The sequence below is a fragment of the Ruegeria sp. TASC047 genome, from assembly GCF_059612445.1.
The window spans coordinates 73,825-88,806 of sequence record NZ_JBXWQP010000040.1 but is presented as its reverse complement, the minus strand read 5'-3'; the positions used below and the strand labels follow the sequence as shown (position 1 = coordinate 88,806).

12 protein-coding genes are annotated in these 14,982 nt (G+C 57.0%); 7 read left to right on the top strand and 5 right to left on the bottom strand.

The annotated features are described in order from the left end of the window. Positions 1 to 46: 46 nt before the first annotated feature. From fdhF to ychF, 4 genes are all read right to left on the bottom strand, one after another. Positions 47 to 2,830: a formate dehydrogenase subunit alpha gene (gene fdhF / locus AC2FLO_RS15755; RefSeq protein WP_496753083.1), complete on the bottom strand. Its 2,784-nt coding sequence runs from the start codon at positions 2,828 to 2,830 to the stop codon at positions 47 to 49. A gap of 13 nt (positions 2,831 to 2,843) precedes the next feature. Then, positions 2,844 to 4,547 carry an NAD(P)H-dependent oxidoreductase subunit E gene (locus AC2FLO_RS15750; RefSeq protein ID WP_496753084.1) on the bottom strand — a complete coding sequence of 568 codons (1,704 nt, stop codon included), beginning with the start codon at positions 4,545 to 4,547 and terminating at the stop codon, positions 2,844 to 2,846. 85 nt (positions 4,548 to 4,632) lie between these two features. Continuing rightward, on the bottom strand, positions 4,633 to 5,514 hold the full coding sequence (locus AC2FLO_RS15745) for a LysR family transcriptional regulator (protein WP_496753138.1): 882 nt from the start codon (positions 5,512 to 5,514) through the stop codon (positions 4,633 to 4,635). Between the two features lie 65 nt (positions 5,515 to 5,579). Then, the gene (gene ychF, locus AC2FLO_RS15740) at positions 5,580 to 6,677 is read right to left on the bottom strand and encodes a redox-regulated ATPase YchF (RefSeq protein ID WP_496753085.1); all 1,098 of its coding nucleotides are present in this window, start codon (positions 6,675 to 6,677) and stop codon (positions 5,580 to 5,582) included. A 200-nt stretch (positions 6,678 to 6,877) separates the two neighbouring features. Between ychF and AC2FLO_RS15735 the strand changes: the two genes are divergently transcribed. From AC2FLO_RS15735 to AC2FLO_RS15705, 7 genes are all read left to right on the top strand, one after another. Beyond that, the gene (locus tag AC2FLO_RS15735) at positions 6,878 to 7,366 is read left to right on the top strand and encodes an acyloxyacyl hydrolase (protein ID WP_480586023.1); all 489 of its coding nucleotides are present in this window, start codon (positions 6,878 to 6,880) and stop codon (positions 7,364 to 7,366) included. A gap of 79 nt (positions 7,367 to 7,445) precedes the next feature. Continuing rightward, a complete protein-coding gene (gene trpA / locus AC2FLO_RS15730) occupies positions 7,446 to 8,237 on the top strand; it encodes a tryptophan synthase subunit alpha (RefSeq protein WP_480538607.1) in 792 nt (263 codons plus the stop codon). A 145-nt stretch (positions 8,238 to 8,382) separates the two neighbouring features. Then, the gene (locus AC2FLO_RS15725) at positions 8,383 to 9,549 is read left to right on the top strand and encodes an alpha-hydroxy acid oxidase (protein WP_480484008.1); all 1,167 of its coding nucleotides are present in this window, start codon (positions 8,383 to 8,385) and stop codon (positions 9,547 to 9,549) included. 247 nt (positions 9,550 to 9,796) lie between these two features. Next, the gene (locus AC2FLO_RS15720; protein WP_480586017.1) at positions 9,797 to 10,444 is read left to right on the top strand and encodes a 50S ribosomal protein L25/general stress protein Ctc; all 648 of its coding nucleotides are present in this window, start codon (positions 9,797 to 9,799) and stop codon (positions 10,442 to 10,444) included. Positions 10,445 to 10,587: 143 nt separating this feature from the next. Beyond that, positions 10,588 to 11,268 (top strand): aminoacyl-tRNA hydrolase, encoded by a 681-nt coding sequence (pth, locus tag AC2FLO_RS15715; RefSeq protein ID WP_496753139.1) that lies wholly within the window; start codon positions 10,588 to 10,590, stop codon positions 11,266 to 11,268. A gap of 83 nt (positions 11,269 to 11,351) precedes the next feature. Continuing rightward, positions 11,352 to 12,515: a serine hydrolase domain-containing protein gene (locus AC2FLO_RS15710; protein WP_496753086.1), complete on the top strand. Its 1,164-nt coding sequence runs from the start codon at positions 11,352 to 11,354 to the stop codon at positions 12,513 to 12,515. 9 nt (positions 12,516 to 12,524) lie between these two features. Next, entirely contained in the window at positions 12,525 to 12,899 is a 375-nt protein-coding gene (locus AC2FLO_RS15705) for a DUF2237 family protein (RefSeq protein WP_496753087.1), read from the top strand. A 28-nt stretch (positions 12,900 to 12,927) separates the two neighbouring features. Here the strand turns inward: AC2FLO_RS15705 and AC2FLO_RS15700 are convergent, their stop codons facing one another. Further along, positions 12,928 to 14,583, bottom strand: a complete 1,656-nt coding sequence (locus AC2FLO_RS15700) for an Ig-like domain-containing protein (protein WP_496753088.1) — start codon at positions 14,581 to 14,583, stop codon at positions 12,928 to 12,930. Positions 14,584 to 14,982 lie beyond the last annotated feature (399 nt).

Here is a 14,982-nt window from a genome sequence, read left to right as displayed (position 1 = left end):
AAAGGCGACCCGTCTGGCCGCCTTCTTTGCTTGATATGTATTGGGTTTACTCAGCCGCAACTGCGCCTTCGATCTTCTCGACGCGAATGGCCGAGAATTTGAACTCGGGGATTTTGCCATAAGGGTCGATGGCTGAGTTTGTCAGGATGTTCGCCGCCGCCTCAACATAGGCAAACGGGATGAACACCATATCCTCGGCAATCGCCCGGTCCGCGCGGACCATGATCTCAATCGAACCACGGCGTGTGGTCAGGCGGATCATGTCGCCCGGCTCGATGCCCATCAGCTTGAGCGTACGTGGATTCATCGAACAGTTCGCCTCGGGCTCAACCGCGTCCAGAACATTGGACCGGCGGGTCATTGAGCCGGTGTGCCAATGTTCCAGCTGACGGCCAGTGGTGGCGATCATCGGGTATTCCTCGTCCGGGGCCTCATCCGGCGGAATGACGCTGGCGGGGGTGAACTTCGCCTTACCGCCCGAGCGGGGGAAACCATCCCCGAACACGATGGCCTGACCCGGGTCGGTTTCGCTGAGCGACGGGTAGGTAATCGTCTCGGTCTCCAGACGCTCCCACGTGATGTTGTCAAGCGATGCCATGGTCAGTTTCATCTCGGCAAAGACCTGAGAGACATCGGTGTAATCCCAGTTCAGCCCGATGCGCTGTGCCAGCTCGACCGTGATCTTCCAATCTTCGCGCGCTTCTCCCGGAGGGGTAACGGCAGGCCGTACGCGCTGTACCTGACGGTTGGTGTTCGACACCGTGCCGTTCTTTTCATAGAGCGCCGAGGCAGGCAGGATGATATCAGCGTAGTTCGCCGTCTCGGTCAGGAAGATGTCCTGCACGATCATCAGATCCAGCTTGGCCAGCGCCGCGCGGGCGTGGTTCACATCCGGGTCGGACATGGCCGGGTTTTCACCCTGAATATACATGCCCTTGATATTGCCCGCATAGGCCTGATCGATGATTTCGGTCACCGTCAGACCCTTCTCGTTCGAGAAGTCATCCGAATGCCAGACATCATTGAACCTGGCGCGAACGCCGTCGTCAGTCACCGACTGATAGTCCGGCAGGAACATCGGGATCAGGCCCGCATCCGATGCGCCCTGCACGTTGTTTTGCCCCCGCAGCGGGTGCAGCCCAGCGCCGGGTTTACCGACATTGCCCGTCATCAGAGCCAGCGAAATCAGGCAGCGCGAGTTGTCGGTGCCGTGGATGTGCTGGCTGACGCCCATGCCCCAGAAGATCAGGCCAGCTTTGGCCTGCGCAAAGGTACGCGCGACACGGCGCAGCTGATCCGGTTCAATACCACAGATCGGTGCCATCGCTTCGGGCGTGAAGGCGCGCAGGTGCTCTTTCTCGGCCTCCCAGTTCTCGGTCCAGCGGTGGATGTACTGGCTGTCATACAACTCTTCCTCGACGATCACGTTCATGATCGCGTTGAGCATCGAGACATCCGCCCCCGGACGGAACTGCAGCATTTCATCCGCGAACTTGCGCATACCAACGCCACGGGGGTCCATAACGATCAGCTTGCCGCCACGCTTGGCGAACTGCTTGAAATAGGTCGCCGCGACAGGGTGGTTCTCGATCGGGTTCGAGCCGATGATGATCGCCACATCGGCGTTTTCGATCTCGTTAAAGGTCGCCGTCACCGCGCCCGAACCCACATTCTCGATCAGCGCCGCAACGGATGAAGCGTGGCACAGACGGGTGCAGTGATCGACGTTGTTGTGCTTGAAGCCCTGACGGATGAACTTCTGGAACAGATACGCCTCTTCATTGGTACACTTGGCCGAACCGAAGCCCGCAACCGAATGTGGGTCTTCGGCGCGCAGGGCCATCAGCTTGGTCGCGGCCAGATCCATCGCCTCTTCCCAGGTTGCCTCGCGGAAATGGGTCGACAGATCGCCCGGATCAACGTTCAGCCCCTTGGCGGGCGCATCCTCGCGCCGGATCAAAGGTTTGGTCAGGCGGTGCGGGTGGTGGATGTAGTCAAAGCCAAAGCGACCTTTGACGCACAAACGACCTTCGTTTGCGGGGCCGTTGATGCCCTCGACATACTTCACCTTGCCGTCCTTGACCTTCAGCGACACTTTGCAGCCCACACCGCAGAACGGGCAGACGCTTTCGGTTTCGCTATCATAATCCTTGCTGTCCCCCTGCTGCTGATCGTCCAGCACGGTGGCAGGCATCAGCGCACCGGTGGGGCAGGCCTGAACACATTCACCGCAAGCAACACAGGAGGAGGTACCCATCGGATCATTCTGGTCGAACACCACCTGCGCGGTATGACCGCGACCAGCCATGCCAATCACGTCATTCACCTGCACTTCGCGGCAGGCCCGAACACAAAGGTTGCAGTTGATACACGCATCCAGATTGACACGCATCGCCACATGGCTGTCATCCAGAAGCGGGATTTTCTCGGCCTCTTTCGCAGGAAAACGGCTGTCGCTGACATCGTTCAGCTTGGCCATGTCCCAGAAGTGGCTCGATTTGTCGTGCGCTTCCTCGGGCTGGTCGGCCACCAACAGTTCCATCACCATAGCGCGCGATTTTTCGGCACGGTCGGTATCGGTCTTGACCACCATCCCGTCAGCCGCCGGGCGAATGCACGACGCGACCAGCGTGCGCTCGCCCTCCACCTCGACCATGCAGGCGCGGCAGTTGCCATCGGGGCGGTATCCCGGTGCAGGCTTGTGGCATAGATGCGGGATCACCAGGCCCCGGCCATTGGCCGCTTCCCAGATCGTGGTGCCCGCGGTCACGGTGACGTCATCGCCGTTCAGGTTGAAGGTGACGGTCTTGGTTGGGCTTGCGTCAAGCATGGCTCTGTCTCCCTCAGATTTCGTCAGCGAAATGTTTCATAACCAAGCGGATCGGATTCGGGGCCGCCTGCCCCAGACCGCAGATCGAGGCATCGCTCATGACTTGGCACAAATCTTCCAACAGATCGGTGTCCCACTTGTCGGCCTGCATCAGCTTGACCGCCTTTTCGCAGCCTGCCCGGCAGGGGGTGCACTGGCCACAGCTTTCATCCTCGAAGAACCGCAGCATGTTAAGCGCGGCATCGCGGGCGGTGTCCTGATCGGACAGAACCACAACGGCGGCAGACCCGATGAAAGTGCCAAGCGGCTGAAGCGTGTCGAAGTCGAGCGGGACGTCGTCAATGCTCGAGGGGAGAAGACCAGACGACGGCCCGCCCGGTTGATACGCCTTGAACACATGGCCATCAGCCATGCCGCCGGCGGCATCAATCACATCAAGAATGGTCGAACCTGCGGGCAGCAGGTAAACGCCCGGCTTCGCCACACGCCCCGAGACTGAATAACTGCGCAGGCCCTTGCGACCGTTCTTTTCAACAGAGTTCAGAACCTGCGGCCCTTCGCGGCAGATTTTTGAGACCCAATACAGCGTCTCGACATTGTGCACCAAGGTCGGACGGTTAAAGACCCCAACCTGCGCCACAAACGGAGGACGGTGGCGCGGCAGGCCCTTCTTGCCCTCGATCGATTCGATCATCGCGGATTCTTCACCGCAGATATAGGCACCGGCTCCCCGGCGCAGGTCGATGTAACCCTTTGCGACGATACCGGCACTTTCCAATGCCGCAATCTCACGGCGCAGAATTTCCAGCACTGCCGGGTATTCGTCGCGCATGTAGATGAAGCAGGTCTCGGCCTCGACTGCCCACGCGGCGATCAGCATACCTTCGAGGAAGACATGCGGCGTGCGCTCCAGATAATAGCGGTCTTTGAACGTGCCGGGCTCACCCTCGTCGCCGTTTACCGCCAGATAGCGCGGACCTTCGTTCATACGAACAAAGCCCCATTTCTTACCCGACGGGAAGCCAGCGCCGCCCAGACCACGCAGGCCCGAGGACAGGACGTCTTCTTGCACCTGTTCCCAATCACCGCCGTCGCGCAGCTCTTTAAGCTTGGCGTAACCGCCTTCGGCCTCATAGGCCGCGAAGGTTTCGTAGTCAGGCAGATGTGCGTGGGTGTCATCGGCAGCAATCGCAGCCTGGACCTTTTCTGGGGTCGCATGGTCAATATGGTTGTGGCCAATCTCCAATACAGGAGCAGTATCGCAGCGGCCCATGCAGGGCGCGCGGACAACACGAACCTCAGCGGGGTCCAAACCGTCTTCCAACGCCTTCTGCAACTGCTGGGCACCAGCCATTTCGCAAGAGAGGGAATCACAAACCCGGATGGTCAACACCGGAGGTGGCGTCTCGCCTTCTTTCACCACATCGAAATGGGCATAAAAAGTCGCGGTCTCGTAGATCTCGGCCTGACCAATCCGCATCTCGACGGCCAATGCCGCGATATGGTCGGCGCTGATATGACCGTGTTCATCCTGAATCAAATGCAGGAATTCGATCAACAGATCGCGGCGGCGCGGACGATCGCCCAGCAGGCGTGTGATTTCAGCCTGCGCCTCATCCGTGAACTGACGGCCTTTGGGTGTGTGCCGCCCCTTGCCTTTACCTGACTTCCAGACGCCCTTGGGTGTGCCTGATGGCTTGGTATCTAATGGTGCCATGATGCCCTCCGATTGAGGTTCCGTCTCTCATCAGGCAAACATATCGTCAAATCGCTTTTGGCAATCGCACGATAACGACACCTTATCACCGCAAAGAGGTCACCACATCCCACAAAGCCTTGACCGTCGGCAACTCGGGGTCGCGGCTGAGGGTCGCCAGACAAATCGGTTTGCTGACAACAGGTTCGATCAGCGGCAACACTTTCGTTCCCTTCAAATCGCCCAGCGCACGTACCAGAACCCGAGGAACAACCGTCGCCGCCAGCCCCTCCCGCACCATGACCATCGAAGCCGTGAAACCGCTGGTTTCGGCAACGATATCGGGGTGCAGCCCCTGTTCGGCAAACACCCGGTCCAGAATACGCCGGTTCTGCATCTGCGGCTCCAAAAGGCTGAGCGGAAATTCTGCGACCTGCGCCCACGGAATCGGGCCGCTCTGGTCCGTCAGATGCGTGGGCACCAACAGCACATAGGTTTCCTCGTAAAGAGGTTGAACCTGCCGGAAGTCCGTGCCGATGCTGTCACCATAAGTCACCCCGGCATCAAGGCTGCCTTCGTCCAGCCGGTGCTGAATTGCGGTGGCAGACATGGTTTCAATGCGTGTGACGATACGAGGATGCGCGTCACGCAGCCTTTTGACCAACCGTCCCGTGAAGGCGATTGCGGTCGGGATCACGCCGAGGATAAGTGTGCCCGTAATCTCACCCTTGGCGGCCAGCACTTGCTGTTCCAGCGCCTTGGTGTCGTCCAGAATACGCCGCGCCCGCTGGACGATCATCTCGCCCTCTTCAGTCAGCCCTTGAAAGCGGTTGGCGCGACGGACGATCGAGACACCCAACCGGTCCTCAAGATTGCGGATGCGCATCGAAAACGCGGGCTGCGAAATCCCGCATTCCTCGGCTGCTTTGGCAAAATGCCGATGCCGCGCCAAAGCGCTGAGGAGCTGGAGGTCGCGGATTTCGATCAAGGAAAGCTCCAATGCTGCAGAAAAGGCAGGATACCCCGCTCACCCGACAGGAACAGCCCAATTGATCAGGTATTAAACAAAAAGTGCATCACATCGCCGTCCTTGACGATATAACCCTTACCCTCTGCCCGCATCTTACCCGCCTCTTTCGCGCCCTGCTCGCCATTGGCAGTGACATAGTCGTCAAAGGCGATGGTCTCGGCGCGAATGAAACCCTTTTCGAAATCGCCATGGATCACACCTGCTGCTTGCGGTGCAGCGGTGCCGGTGCGGATGGTCCAGGCGCGGGCCTCTTTCGGGCCGACGGTGAAATAGGTTTCCAGCTTCAGCAGATCGTAACCAGCGCGGATCAGACGGTCGAGGCCGGGCTCTTCCAGACCCATCTCCTCAAGGAACATCTGGGCTTCGTCCTCATCCAGCAGGCTGATCTCTTCTTCGATCTTGGCGCTGATGATGACATGGGCATTGCCCTGAGCAGCGGCCATTTCGGCCACGCGGGCAGAGAATTCGTTGCCTTGTGCGGCGTCTTCCTCGGACACGTTGCAGACATAGAGAACCGGTTTGGTTGTCAGCAGTTGCAACATCTTCCATGCCTTGGCGTCCTCGTCGCTGACTTCGACCAGACGTGCGGGCTTGCCGCTTTCCAGCATGGCCTGCGCCTCGGCCAACAGGCGATCTTGCTGTTGCGCCTCTTTGTCGTTGCCCTTCAGCTTGCGCACCAGATTGGCCCGGCGCTTTTCGATGCTTTCCAAATCGGCCAGCATCAGTTCGGTTTCAATCGTTTCAGCGTCCGCAACCGGATCAACACGCCCGTCGACATGTGTCACGTCGCCGTCTTCGAAACAGCGCAGCACATGTGCAATCGCATCCGTTTCGCGAATATTCGCCAGAAACTGGTTGCCCAGCCCTTCGCCCTTTGACGCGCCTTTCACCAGACCCGCGATATCCACAAAAGTCATCCGCGTCGGGATAATCTGTTTTGAGGACGCAATCGCTGCCAGCCTGTCGAGACGGGCGTCGGGAACCGCAACATCCCCGACATTGGGTTCAATGGTGCAGAACGGGAAGTTCGCGGCCTGCGCAGCTGCGGTTTTGGTCAGCGCATTGAACAGGGTCGACTTGCCGACATTCGGCAGACCCACGATTCCCATTTTAAAGCCCATCACGGCCTCCTGCATAGAATACGATCGCAGCTTCTATGCAGGTCCGCCTGAATGCGCAAGGGATTGCTGGTGGCACCGTTGCCGAGTCCATTTCGCCACATCACAAAATCGTTTGAAAAACGTGTTCTTGCCGAAATTGAAAAACAACTCCTACGATTACCAGTTATTAGCGCACGATGACAATTTTTTGGCGGACACTGATGAAACACCTTTTTCTTGCAACCATGCTGGCGGCAACGGCCTGCGCGTCAGCCCAGGCTCAAACCGTTGTTTTTGGTGCCGGATACGCGGACTATTCTGAAGACACGTCCGAAGATCAGGGCCTGATCTCGATCGAATACCACCACACGCCATTTCATCAGGCAACGCGGTTTCGCGCCGGTTGGGGTGCAACCCTAACTGTAGATGAAGATGGTGACACGCATATCGGCGCGGGTTTGATCGGGCAGTATGCGCTGAGTGATCACTGGTTCTTGGAAGGCAGTGTTATGCCCGGCTACTATAATGCCAGCAACGATCTGAATGATCTTGGGGGCGATTTTCAGATTCGCAGCCTTTTGGGTCTTGGCTATAACCTGAACAACGGCAACAGCGTGTCTGTCGCGCTAACCCATAAATCCAACGCCAGTACCAATGACGAGAACCCGGGCGTGAATGCCCTGCTGGTACGCTATCATCTGGGCTTCTGATCCATTCCTGTCTGGGCGGGATTGATTTTCGGTCAAAGTTTCTGCACATCAGGTCGAAACCCGAGTGCAAGGACATCCGATGACCCGTATCGACGCCAAGTTCGCCGCCCTGAAAGCCGAAGGTAAAAAAGCCTTTGTCGCCTATGTCATGGCCGGAGATCCCGACTATGACACTTCGCTTGAAGTGGTCAAAGGCCTGCCTGGTGCTGGCGTGGATGTTATCGAGCTGGGCCTGCCCTTTACTGACCCGATGGCCGACGGCCCGACAATTCAGGCCGCGGGCCAACGTGCGCTTGAGCAGGGCATGACCTTGCAACGCACATTGGATCTGGCACGAACCTTTCGGGAAACGGACGATACAACCCCTATTGTCCTGATGGGGTATTACAACCCGATCTACAGCCGGGGTGTCGATGCGTTTCTGGCCGATGCGAAAGCAGCTGGTATTGACGGGTTGATCGTGGTGGACCTTCCCCCCGAGGAGGACGCAGAACTCTGCCTGCCCGCGCAAGCGGCGGGTCTGAATTTTATTCGCCTGGCAACCCCAACCACGGATGACAAACGCCTGCCACGTGTTCTGCAAAACACTTCGGGCTTTGTTTATTATGTCTCGATCACCGGGATCACTGGCGCAGCCGAGGCAGAAGCAACAGATGTTGGCCCCGAGGTTGCCCGCATCAAGGCCGCGACCGATCTGCCGGTAATCGTAGGGTTCGGGATCAACACGCCCGAAAAATCGCGCAATATTGCCTCGGTGTCGGACGGCGCGGTGGTCGGGTCAGCGATCGTCAGCCAGATCGGCGCTGGTAAACCTGTGACCGACGTGCTGACCTTTGTGAAATCTCTTTCGGATGGCGCGCACAGCGCCTGATTTCGCAGCCAACATACGAGAATTGTGACCCGTCGCGGATACCGCGGCGGGTTTTTCGCGTCCCTTCACTGTGACGTCAAGACATTGCAGCCTTTGGAATGAATTGGTAAAGAAAACTAACCAATGAACGCGGAGCCCTGTTTTCATGCCTGTGATCACCAATATCGAAGACCTCAAACGCATATATGAACGCCGCGTGCCCCGTATGTTCTATGACTACGCCGAAAGCGGCAGCTGGACAGAACAGACTTTTCGCGAAAACACGACCGATTTTGAAAAAATACGCCTTCGCCAAAGGGTTGCGGTCGACATGTCCGGTCGGTCGACATCTTCGCAAATGATTGGCGAAGACGTTTCAATGCCTGTTGCGCTGGCCCCGGTCGGGTTGACGGGGATGCAACATGCAGACGGAGAGATGAAGGCCGCCAAAGCTGCCGAGGAATTTGGTGTGCCCTTTACGCTGTCCACCATGTCCATCAACTCGATCGAAGATGTGGCCGGATATACCAACAAACCATTCTGGTTCCAGCTTTATACGATGAAGGACACGGACTACATCAACCGCCTGATCCAGCGAGCAAAAGACGCTAAATGTTCCGCACTGGTAATCACGCTCGACCTGCAAATTCTGGGACAGCGGCACAAGGACCTGAAAAACGGTCTGTCGGCCCCGCCCAAACTGACGGCAAAAACCATTGCCAACCTGATGACCAAATGGGCTTGGGGCATTGAAATGCTGCGGGCCCAGCGGCGCGAGTTCGGCAATATCGTGGGGCATGTGCATGGTATTTCGGACGCGTCTTCATTGGGGGCCTGGACCGCAGAACAGTTTGACCCCAGCCTCGACTGGTCGAAGGTTGAAAAACTGATGGAGCAATGGGGCGGGAAAGTGATCCTTAAGGGCATCCTTGATGCGGATGACGCAAGGATGGCCGCCAAGCTGGGTGCCGATGCCATTGTCGTGTCAAACCATGGTGGGCGTCAACTTGACGGCGCGCTAAGCTCAATTCGTGTCCTGCCCGAGATCATGGATGCAGTTGGGGGCGATATCGAGGTGCATCTGGACAGCGGTATCCGATCCGGACAAGACGTGCTCAAAGCCTTAGCGCTTGGGGCCAAAGGGACCTATGTTGGCCGCGCGTTTGTGTATGGTCTGGGTGCCATGGGTCAGAAAGGTGTCACCACGGCGCTTGAGCTGATCCAGAGGGAGCTTGATACGACAATGGCGCTTTGTGGTGAGAAAAACGTGGCTGCGTTGGGGCGTCACAATCTGCTGATACCTGAAAACTTCGGGGGCCGCTGGCAAGCGTAACCGGTCAATCAGGGGGCTCTGCCCCCGACGCCCGTTCCGGGCGCCTCCCCCGGGATATTTTTGGTCAGATGAAGCTGGGGATCCTTCAATCGTCCACCCGATAATACTCCAGGACAGGCGATAGAACCCAGCCGAACGGCATGGCAAGAAATACCTCTTTCCAAATCGGGTGAATCAAGCTAAGGACGCGGCTTCACGCGGGTATACAGCCTTGGAGGATGCCCGCCCTAACATTGGAGAATATATCATGGCTGGTGAGATTCCTGATCTCGTAGCTCTGGAACGGACGGGGACAGGCAAGGGCGCCGCTCGTCAAGCACGCCGCGACGGCATGGTTCCGGGCATCGTATTTGGTGGCGACAAAGAACCGTTGCCAATCCAGATCCCGTTCAACGTCTTGTTCAAGCGCCTGAAAGCGGGCCGGTTCAAGTCGACCTTGTGGAACCTCAAGGTTGAAGGTCACGATGACGTTCGCGTCATCTGCCGAGATGTTCAGCGTGATGTCGTCAAAGATCTGCCGACCCATCTGGACCTGATGCGGCTGCGCCGGACTACCAAGATCGCATTGTTCATTCCTGTTGAGTTCGTCAACGAAGAAGCAGCTCCCGGCATCAAAAAGGGTGGCGTTCTGACCGTTGTCCGCCCGGAAGTCGAACTGATGTGCACCGCCGGTGACATTCCTGAAAAGATCACCGTTGATCTGACCGGTCTGAACATCAATGACGTTGTGACCATTTCGTCGGTTGAACTGCCTGAGGGCACCAAACCAACCATCGACCGTGACTTTGTGATTGCCAACATCTCGGCGCCGACTGGTCTGTCCACCAGCGACGACGATGAAGATGGTGAAGTTGCAGCCGATGAAGTCGAAGTTGTCGGAAAAGAAGAAGAATAAGTCTGGAACAGTGTTTCCGACTTTGAAGCGGGGCTCGGGTGAGCCCCGTTTTTTTTTGCGGGTCCAATAATCAGGCCTGACTGGATTTCCTGACGATTTCCGGGCATGAAATGGCTTTGGAGCTACAGAGGCAAAACGGAAACATGAAGCTGTTTGTTGGATTGGGAAACCCGGGCCAGAAATATGCCCGGAACCGGCACAATATCGGGTTCATGGCCCTGGACCGGATCGCAGAAGATCATGGGTTTGGCCCCTGGAAGTCGAAGTTTCAGGGCGAGATCTCGGAAGGGCGGCTTGGCACTGAGAAAGTCCTTTTGTTGAAACCGCAGACCTACATGAACCGTTCGGGTCAATCCGTGGGTGAGGTGATGCGGTTTTACAAGCTGGAATCCACCGACGTTGTTGTATTTCATGACGAATTGGACCTTGCCCCAGGCAAGTTGCGCGTCAAGGCAGGGGGCGGGCACGCCGGGCATAACGGTCTGCGCTCGATCCATGAGCATATCGGGGCGGCATATGACCGTGTGCGCCTTGGGATCGGGCATCCGGGCCGCAAGGAAATGGTTTCGGGGTACGTGCTCAGTGATTTTGCGAAATCCGAAACCAGCTGGCTGGACGACGTTCTTCAGGGTGTTTCGGACGGGGCTGCTTATCTGGCTCAGGACGAGGGCGGCAAGTTCATGAATGCAGTTGCATTGCGCACTGCCCCGCCGCGATCATCAAAGACCGCCGCACAAAAAGCCGACACAGCTTCAACAGCCGCACCCTACGCCGCAGACGACGACCGGTCGGCGATGCAGAGGCTTTTGGACAAGTTCAGGTAACAGCGCGAGTGCTTTCCGTTACGTAGAGGTTGCGGAATGTGGCCTTCCGAGTTCCAATATCCCTTAACTAGGGAGGCAATGCGATGAAATCCATATTGAAGTGGGTGCTGCGCATCGTACTGGCGTTGGTTCTGGCCGCCACTGCCGTCGGGCTGTGGAAGCGCGAAGAGTTGCAGCGCCTTTTGGCCGTGAACTCGTTATTTTCGGAAGAGAAGATCGTTCACAATTTCTCGCACATGGACGAGGCTTTTCTGACCGTGAACCTGCCGCGTGGCGACGCGCCAACCTGGGACCTGCCTTATGGCGAAGGGTTCGAGCTGCCGGAGGGAACCGACAGTTGGATCGATGAACGCGCGGTCACGTCGTTGCTGGTTATGCAGAACGGCAAAGTCAGGTTCGAGGAATATTATCTTGGCACCGGGCCGGATGACCGGAGGATTTCCTGGTCGGTCGCCAAAAGCTATCTTTCGGCGCTTTTCGGTATCCTTTTGCAAGAGGGTGCAATCGGGTCGTTGGATGACCCGGTTGTCAAATATGCGCCAAAACTGAAAGACAGCGCGTATGAAACCGCGTCGATCCGCAACGTGCTGAACATGGCAACCGGCGTGACGTTTGATGAAGATTATCTCGACCCAAATTCCGACATCAATCGGATGGGGCGTGTGGTTGCGCTGGGTGGTGAGCTGGACGATTTCGCAGCCTCACTGCAGGACAGCTTTGCGACACCGGGTGAAACCTGGCAATACGTGTCGATCGACACCCATGTTCTGGGTATGGTTATACGCGGTGCGACCGGGCGGAACGTGGCAGACCTTCTGACGGAAAAGATTCTTCAGCCGTTGGGACTGGAGCGGGACGGATACTACATCACTGATGGTGCAGGGGTCGCTTTTGTTTTGGGGGGCCTCAACTTTATTACGCGTGATTTCGCCCGGTTTGGACAAATGATCCTGCAGGACGGCATCGCGAATGGAAAACAACTGGTTCCTGCCGAATGGATTTTCAAAGCCACCCAACCCAGTGCACCCACCGCACAAGGAGAGATCGGGTACGGGTATCAATGGTGGATTCCCCGCGGCGCGCATGAAGGAGAGTTTCTGGCCCGCGGTGTCTATGGTCAGTACATCTATTTCAACCAGCCCAGGGGCGTTCTGATTGTGTCTACCGGTGCAGACAGGCTGTTCCGTGAGCCGGGTGTAAATGACCTGAACATCGAAATGTTCCGCAAGATTGCGGAAAGTCTGTAAGATGTCTTTATGCAGAAACAAGACAGTATCAATGTACTGGGTGGCGTTCTGGCCCCTTGCTCTCGCGACCCTTTGACAGGGTTTTTCCGGGATGGCGCGTGCAATACCTGCCCCGAGGATCAGGGCAGTCACACAGTCTGCGCCGTGATGACGGCCGAGTTTCTGGCATTTTCAAAGTATGTCGGCAATGATCTGAGCACGGCACGGCCCGAATTCGACTTTCCCGGCCTTCGCCCAGGCGACAGTTGGTGTTTATGCGCCAGCCGGTTTTTGCAAGCTCATGACGAAGGATGTGCGCCACAGGTTCATCTGGAGGCGACACATCAACGCGCGCTTGAGATCGTACCGCTCGACATTCTGCTTCAAAATAAGGCAAAGAACTGAAGGGCCACCAAAGGGGCGCACGGCTGATTCAGAATGCCATTTGCCAGATCAGGCTGACACTGTAGTTTTCAAAACCGCTTTCACCGATACCATCATAGAACAGGTTTGCGGCCAGAAGGCTGTTGTTTTCCAGCCGGTAGTCGAAACCCAGATCGGCACGGGCGCGGGCGGTGTCGCCAATGGGTGTCACGCCAGGAACAGTGCCTGTGCCGGATGTTGTACTCCAAATACCAGACAGACCACCGGTCAGCATCATCTGACCACGCGACACCTGGATTGGGTGACTGAAATCCATGCCCAGCCGTGCAGTGGTCAGGCTGAAATCCTGCTGTGGGATCAGGTTGCCCAGACTATCGGTATAAGCCTCCTGATCGTCGCTGGCATAGCTAACATCCAGCAACGGCATAAGTGTCAGGTTACCGCGCTTGAACTCTCCGGTTACGCGCGACTGGATCAGCCAGCGTTCACTATCGAAACTGTCGGTATAGGTGCCCAGTGGAGAAATGTCGTTATCAGCCTGACCGTACAGAACACGCCCTTCGAAAAACACTGGCTGGCTGGGCAGTTTTGCGACGACATAAGGTCCGACCAGCCACCCTGTGCCATCCACGCTGGCCGGGCCGTTTTCGGTTTCGGCATAGTCGATCTGCAACATGGCGCCGATCAGAAGGTTCGAGTTCACCCAGCCATGCGCCCCCACCACGGCCAAGGCATAAGAACTGTCGTAATCGTTTTGCGAGCTCCAGTTCCCGGACAGATTGAGCCAGACCGGGTGGGTTGGGTCACTTGCAAATTTCAGATACCCCGATCCTTGCGTCACCGACGAGTCCAGCGCACCTGATCCCGATTGCTGAAGAAACTGCGTCAGCTCTGGCTGATTGGTCACAAGGCTGTTGGCCCGGGCATTTTGAAAGGCCTGCACCAGTCGCTGTGTATCCGTTACCCCCTGTTGTGTGCTGACCCTGTTGGACGCAAGGTTCAGGTTCCCGGCGGCATCAGAAAAAACGCCTGCAGGAATAAACAGCTCAACTGTACCGTTACTTTGCGCAGTCAGCGTTGCGACATAATTGGTTCCGGACCCTGTCAGGCTGGCGGACGCATTGGTGACCGACAAGTCCCCCACCGTGAAATCTGTGCTGGGTTCACTAAGTGTGATCACCGCTTGGAACGTTCCGTTGCCGATTGTTGTCAGTGCACCGATTGAGGCCGTCGGCTGCGTCGTGTCGGCCAGCGTCCGCGTGTTGATAATCTGGGTATTCGTGACACCCGACAGCGCGATCTCATAAAGGTAAAGCGGCCCTCCCACGGTTTCGCGCGCGGTGAACATGACCCCAAGATAGCCATCAGCGGCGTAAGTTGAGTCCGCTCCGTTCTGGCTGAGTATCGTCGCGCCAATATATCCAAGATTGGCCAATCCTGCTGGCGTAATAGCAGGTTGAGTCAAAACACCATTGTTGAAATAGAACGATCCTCCCGGGCCTTCTCCCGAGCCGCCAAACGACATGAACGCTGTCGCAGTGCCTTGTAGATTAGAAAAGAAAATCTGCCCGCCGTTGGGTGTTGCGACTGTCTGGGACGGAAACGAAGGGTTGCCAAACGCCAGACCCTCTTTGACGCTTCCCATCAAAAGCGCGGAAACCAAAAGACCCAGGCACGACAGCCTCGTAATTGCGGACCAAACCATATTACCTCCTACAGCACCGCGTGGGTGCCAAACACCAGAGTGCCTGGGGTTAAAATCGCATCCCAAGCAGCGTCATCCTTGCCCCATCTTCGCAGAGACATCCCCAGAACCGACCGCAAATCGCCGGTTAATGAGAAGTTAATTCAATTGGAAGACGCTGTATAGAACGCGACAGGAATCAACTGGGGCGTGCGGGACACGTCGTGTTGTTGGAACAAGCGGGTTTTGACCTGGACCAAATCTCAAACGGCTTGAAACACCCAATTTTTGCTGTGTTGTCGAGTGGAGATAGAAACGTGAGACAGGCTGCGCTGGAAAATCACCTGCAAAGACAGAAAGGACATAGTCACTGACAGTCCAGCAATTTTGCAACAGTACGGCACCGCTTGCTATACTGAA

What these genes read in the sequence shown, in the direction of transcription:
- fdhF (WP_496753083.1), bottom strand. Translation starts at nt 2,830, where the DNA reads ATGCTTGACGCAAGCCCAACCAAGACCGTCACCTTCAACCTGAACGGC.
- AC2FLO_RS15750 (WP_496753084.1), bottom strand. Translation starts at nt 4,547, where the DNA reads ATGGCACCATTAGATACCAAGCCATCAGGCACACCCAAGGGCGTCTGG.
- ychF (WP_496753085.1), bottom strand. Translation starts at nt 6,677, where the DNA reads ATGGGCTTTAAAATGGGAATCGTGGGTCTGCCGAATGTCGGCAAGTCG.
- AC2FLO_RS15735 (WP_480586023.1), top strand. Translation starts at nt 6,878, where the DNA reads ATGAAACACCTTTTTCTTGCAACCATGCTGGCGGCAACGGCCTGCGCG.
- trpA (WP_480538607.1), top strand. Translation starts at nt 7,446, where the DNA reads ATGACCCGTATCGACGCCAAGTTCGCCGCCCTGAAAGCCGAAGGTAAA.
- AC2FLO_RS15725 (WP_480484008.1), top strand. Translation starts at nt 8,383, where the DNA reads ATGCCTGTGATCACCAATATCGAAGACCTCAAACGCATATATGAACGC.
- AC2FLO_RS15720 (WP_480586017.1), top strand. Translation starts at nt 9,797, where the DNA reads ATGGCTGGTGAGATTCCTGATCTCGTAGCTCTGGAACGGACGGGGACA.
- pth (WP_496753139.1), top strand. Translation starts at nt 10,588, where the DNA reads ATGAAGCTGTTTGTTGGATTGGGAAACCCGGGCCAGAAATATGCCCGG.
- AC2FLO_RS15710 (WP_496753086.1), top strand. Translation starts at nt 11,352, where the DNA reads ATGAAATCCATATTGAAGTGGGTGCTGCGCATCGTACTGGCGTTGGTT.
- AC2FLO_RS15705 (WP_496753087.1), top strand. Translation starts at nt 12,525, where the DNA reads ATGCAGAAACAAGACAGTATCAATGTACTGGGTGGCGTTCTGGCCCCT.
- AC2FLO_RS15700 (WP_496753088.1), bottom strand. Translation starts at nt 14,583, where the DNA reads ATGGTTTGGTCCGCAATTACGAGGCTGTCGTGCCTGGGTCTTTTGGTT.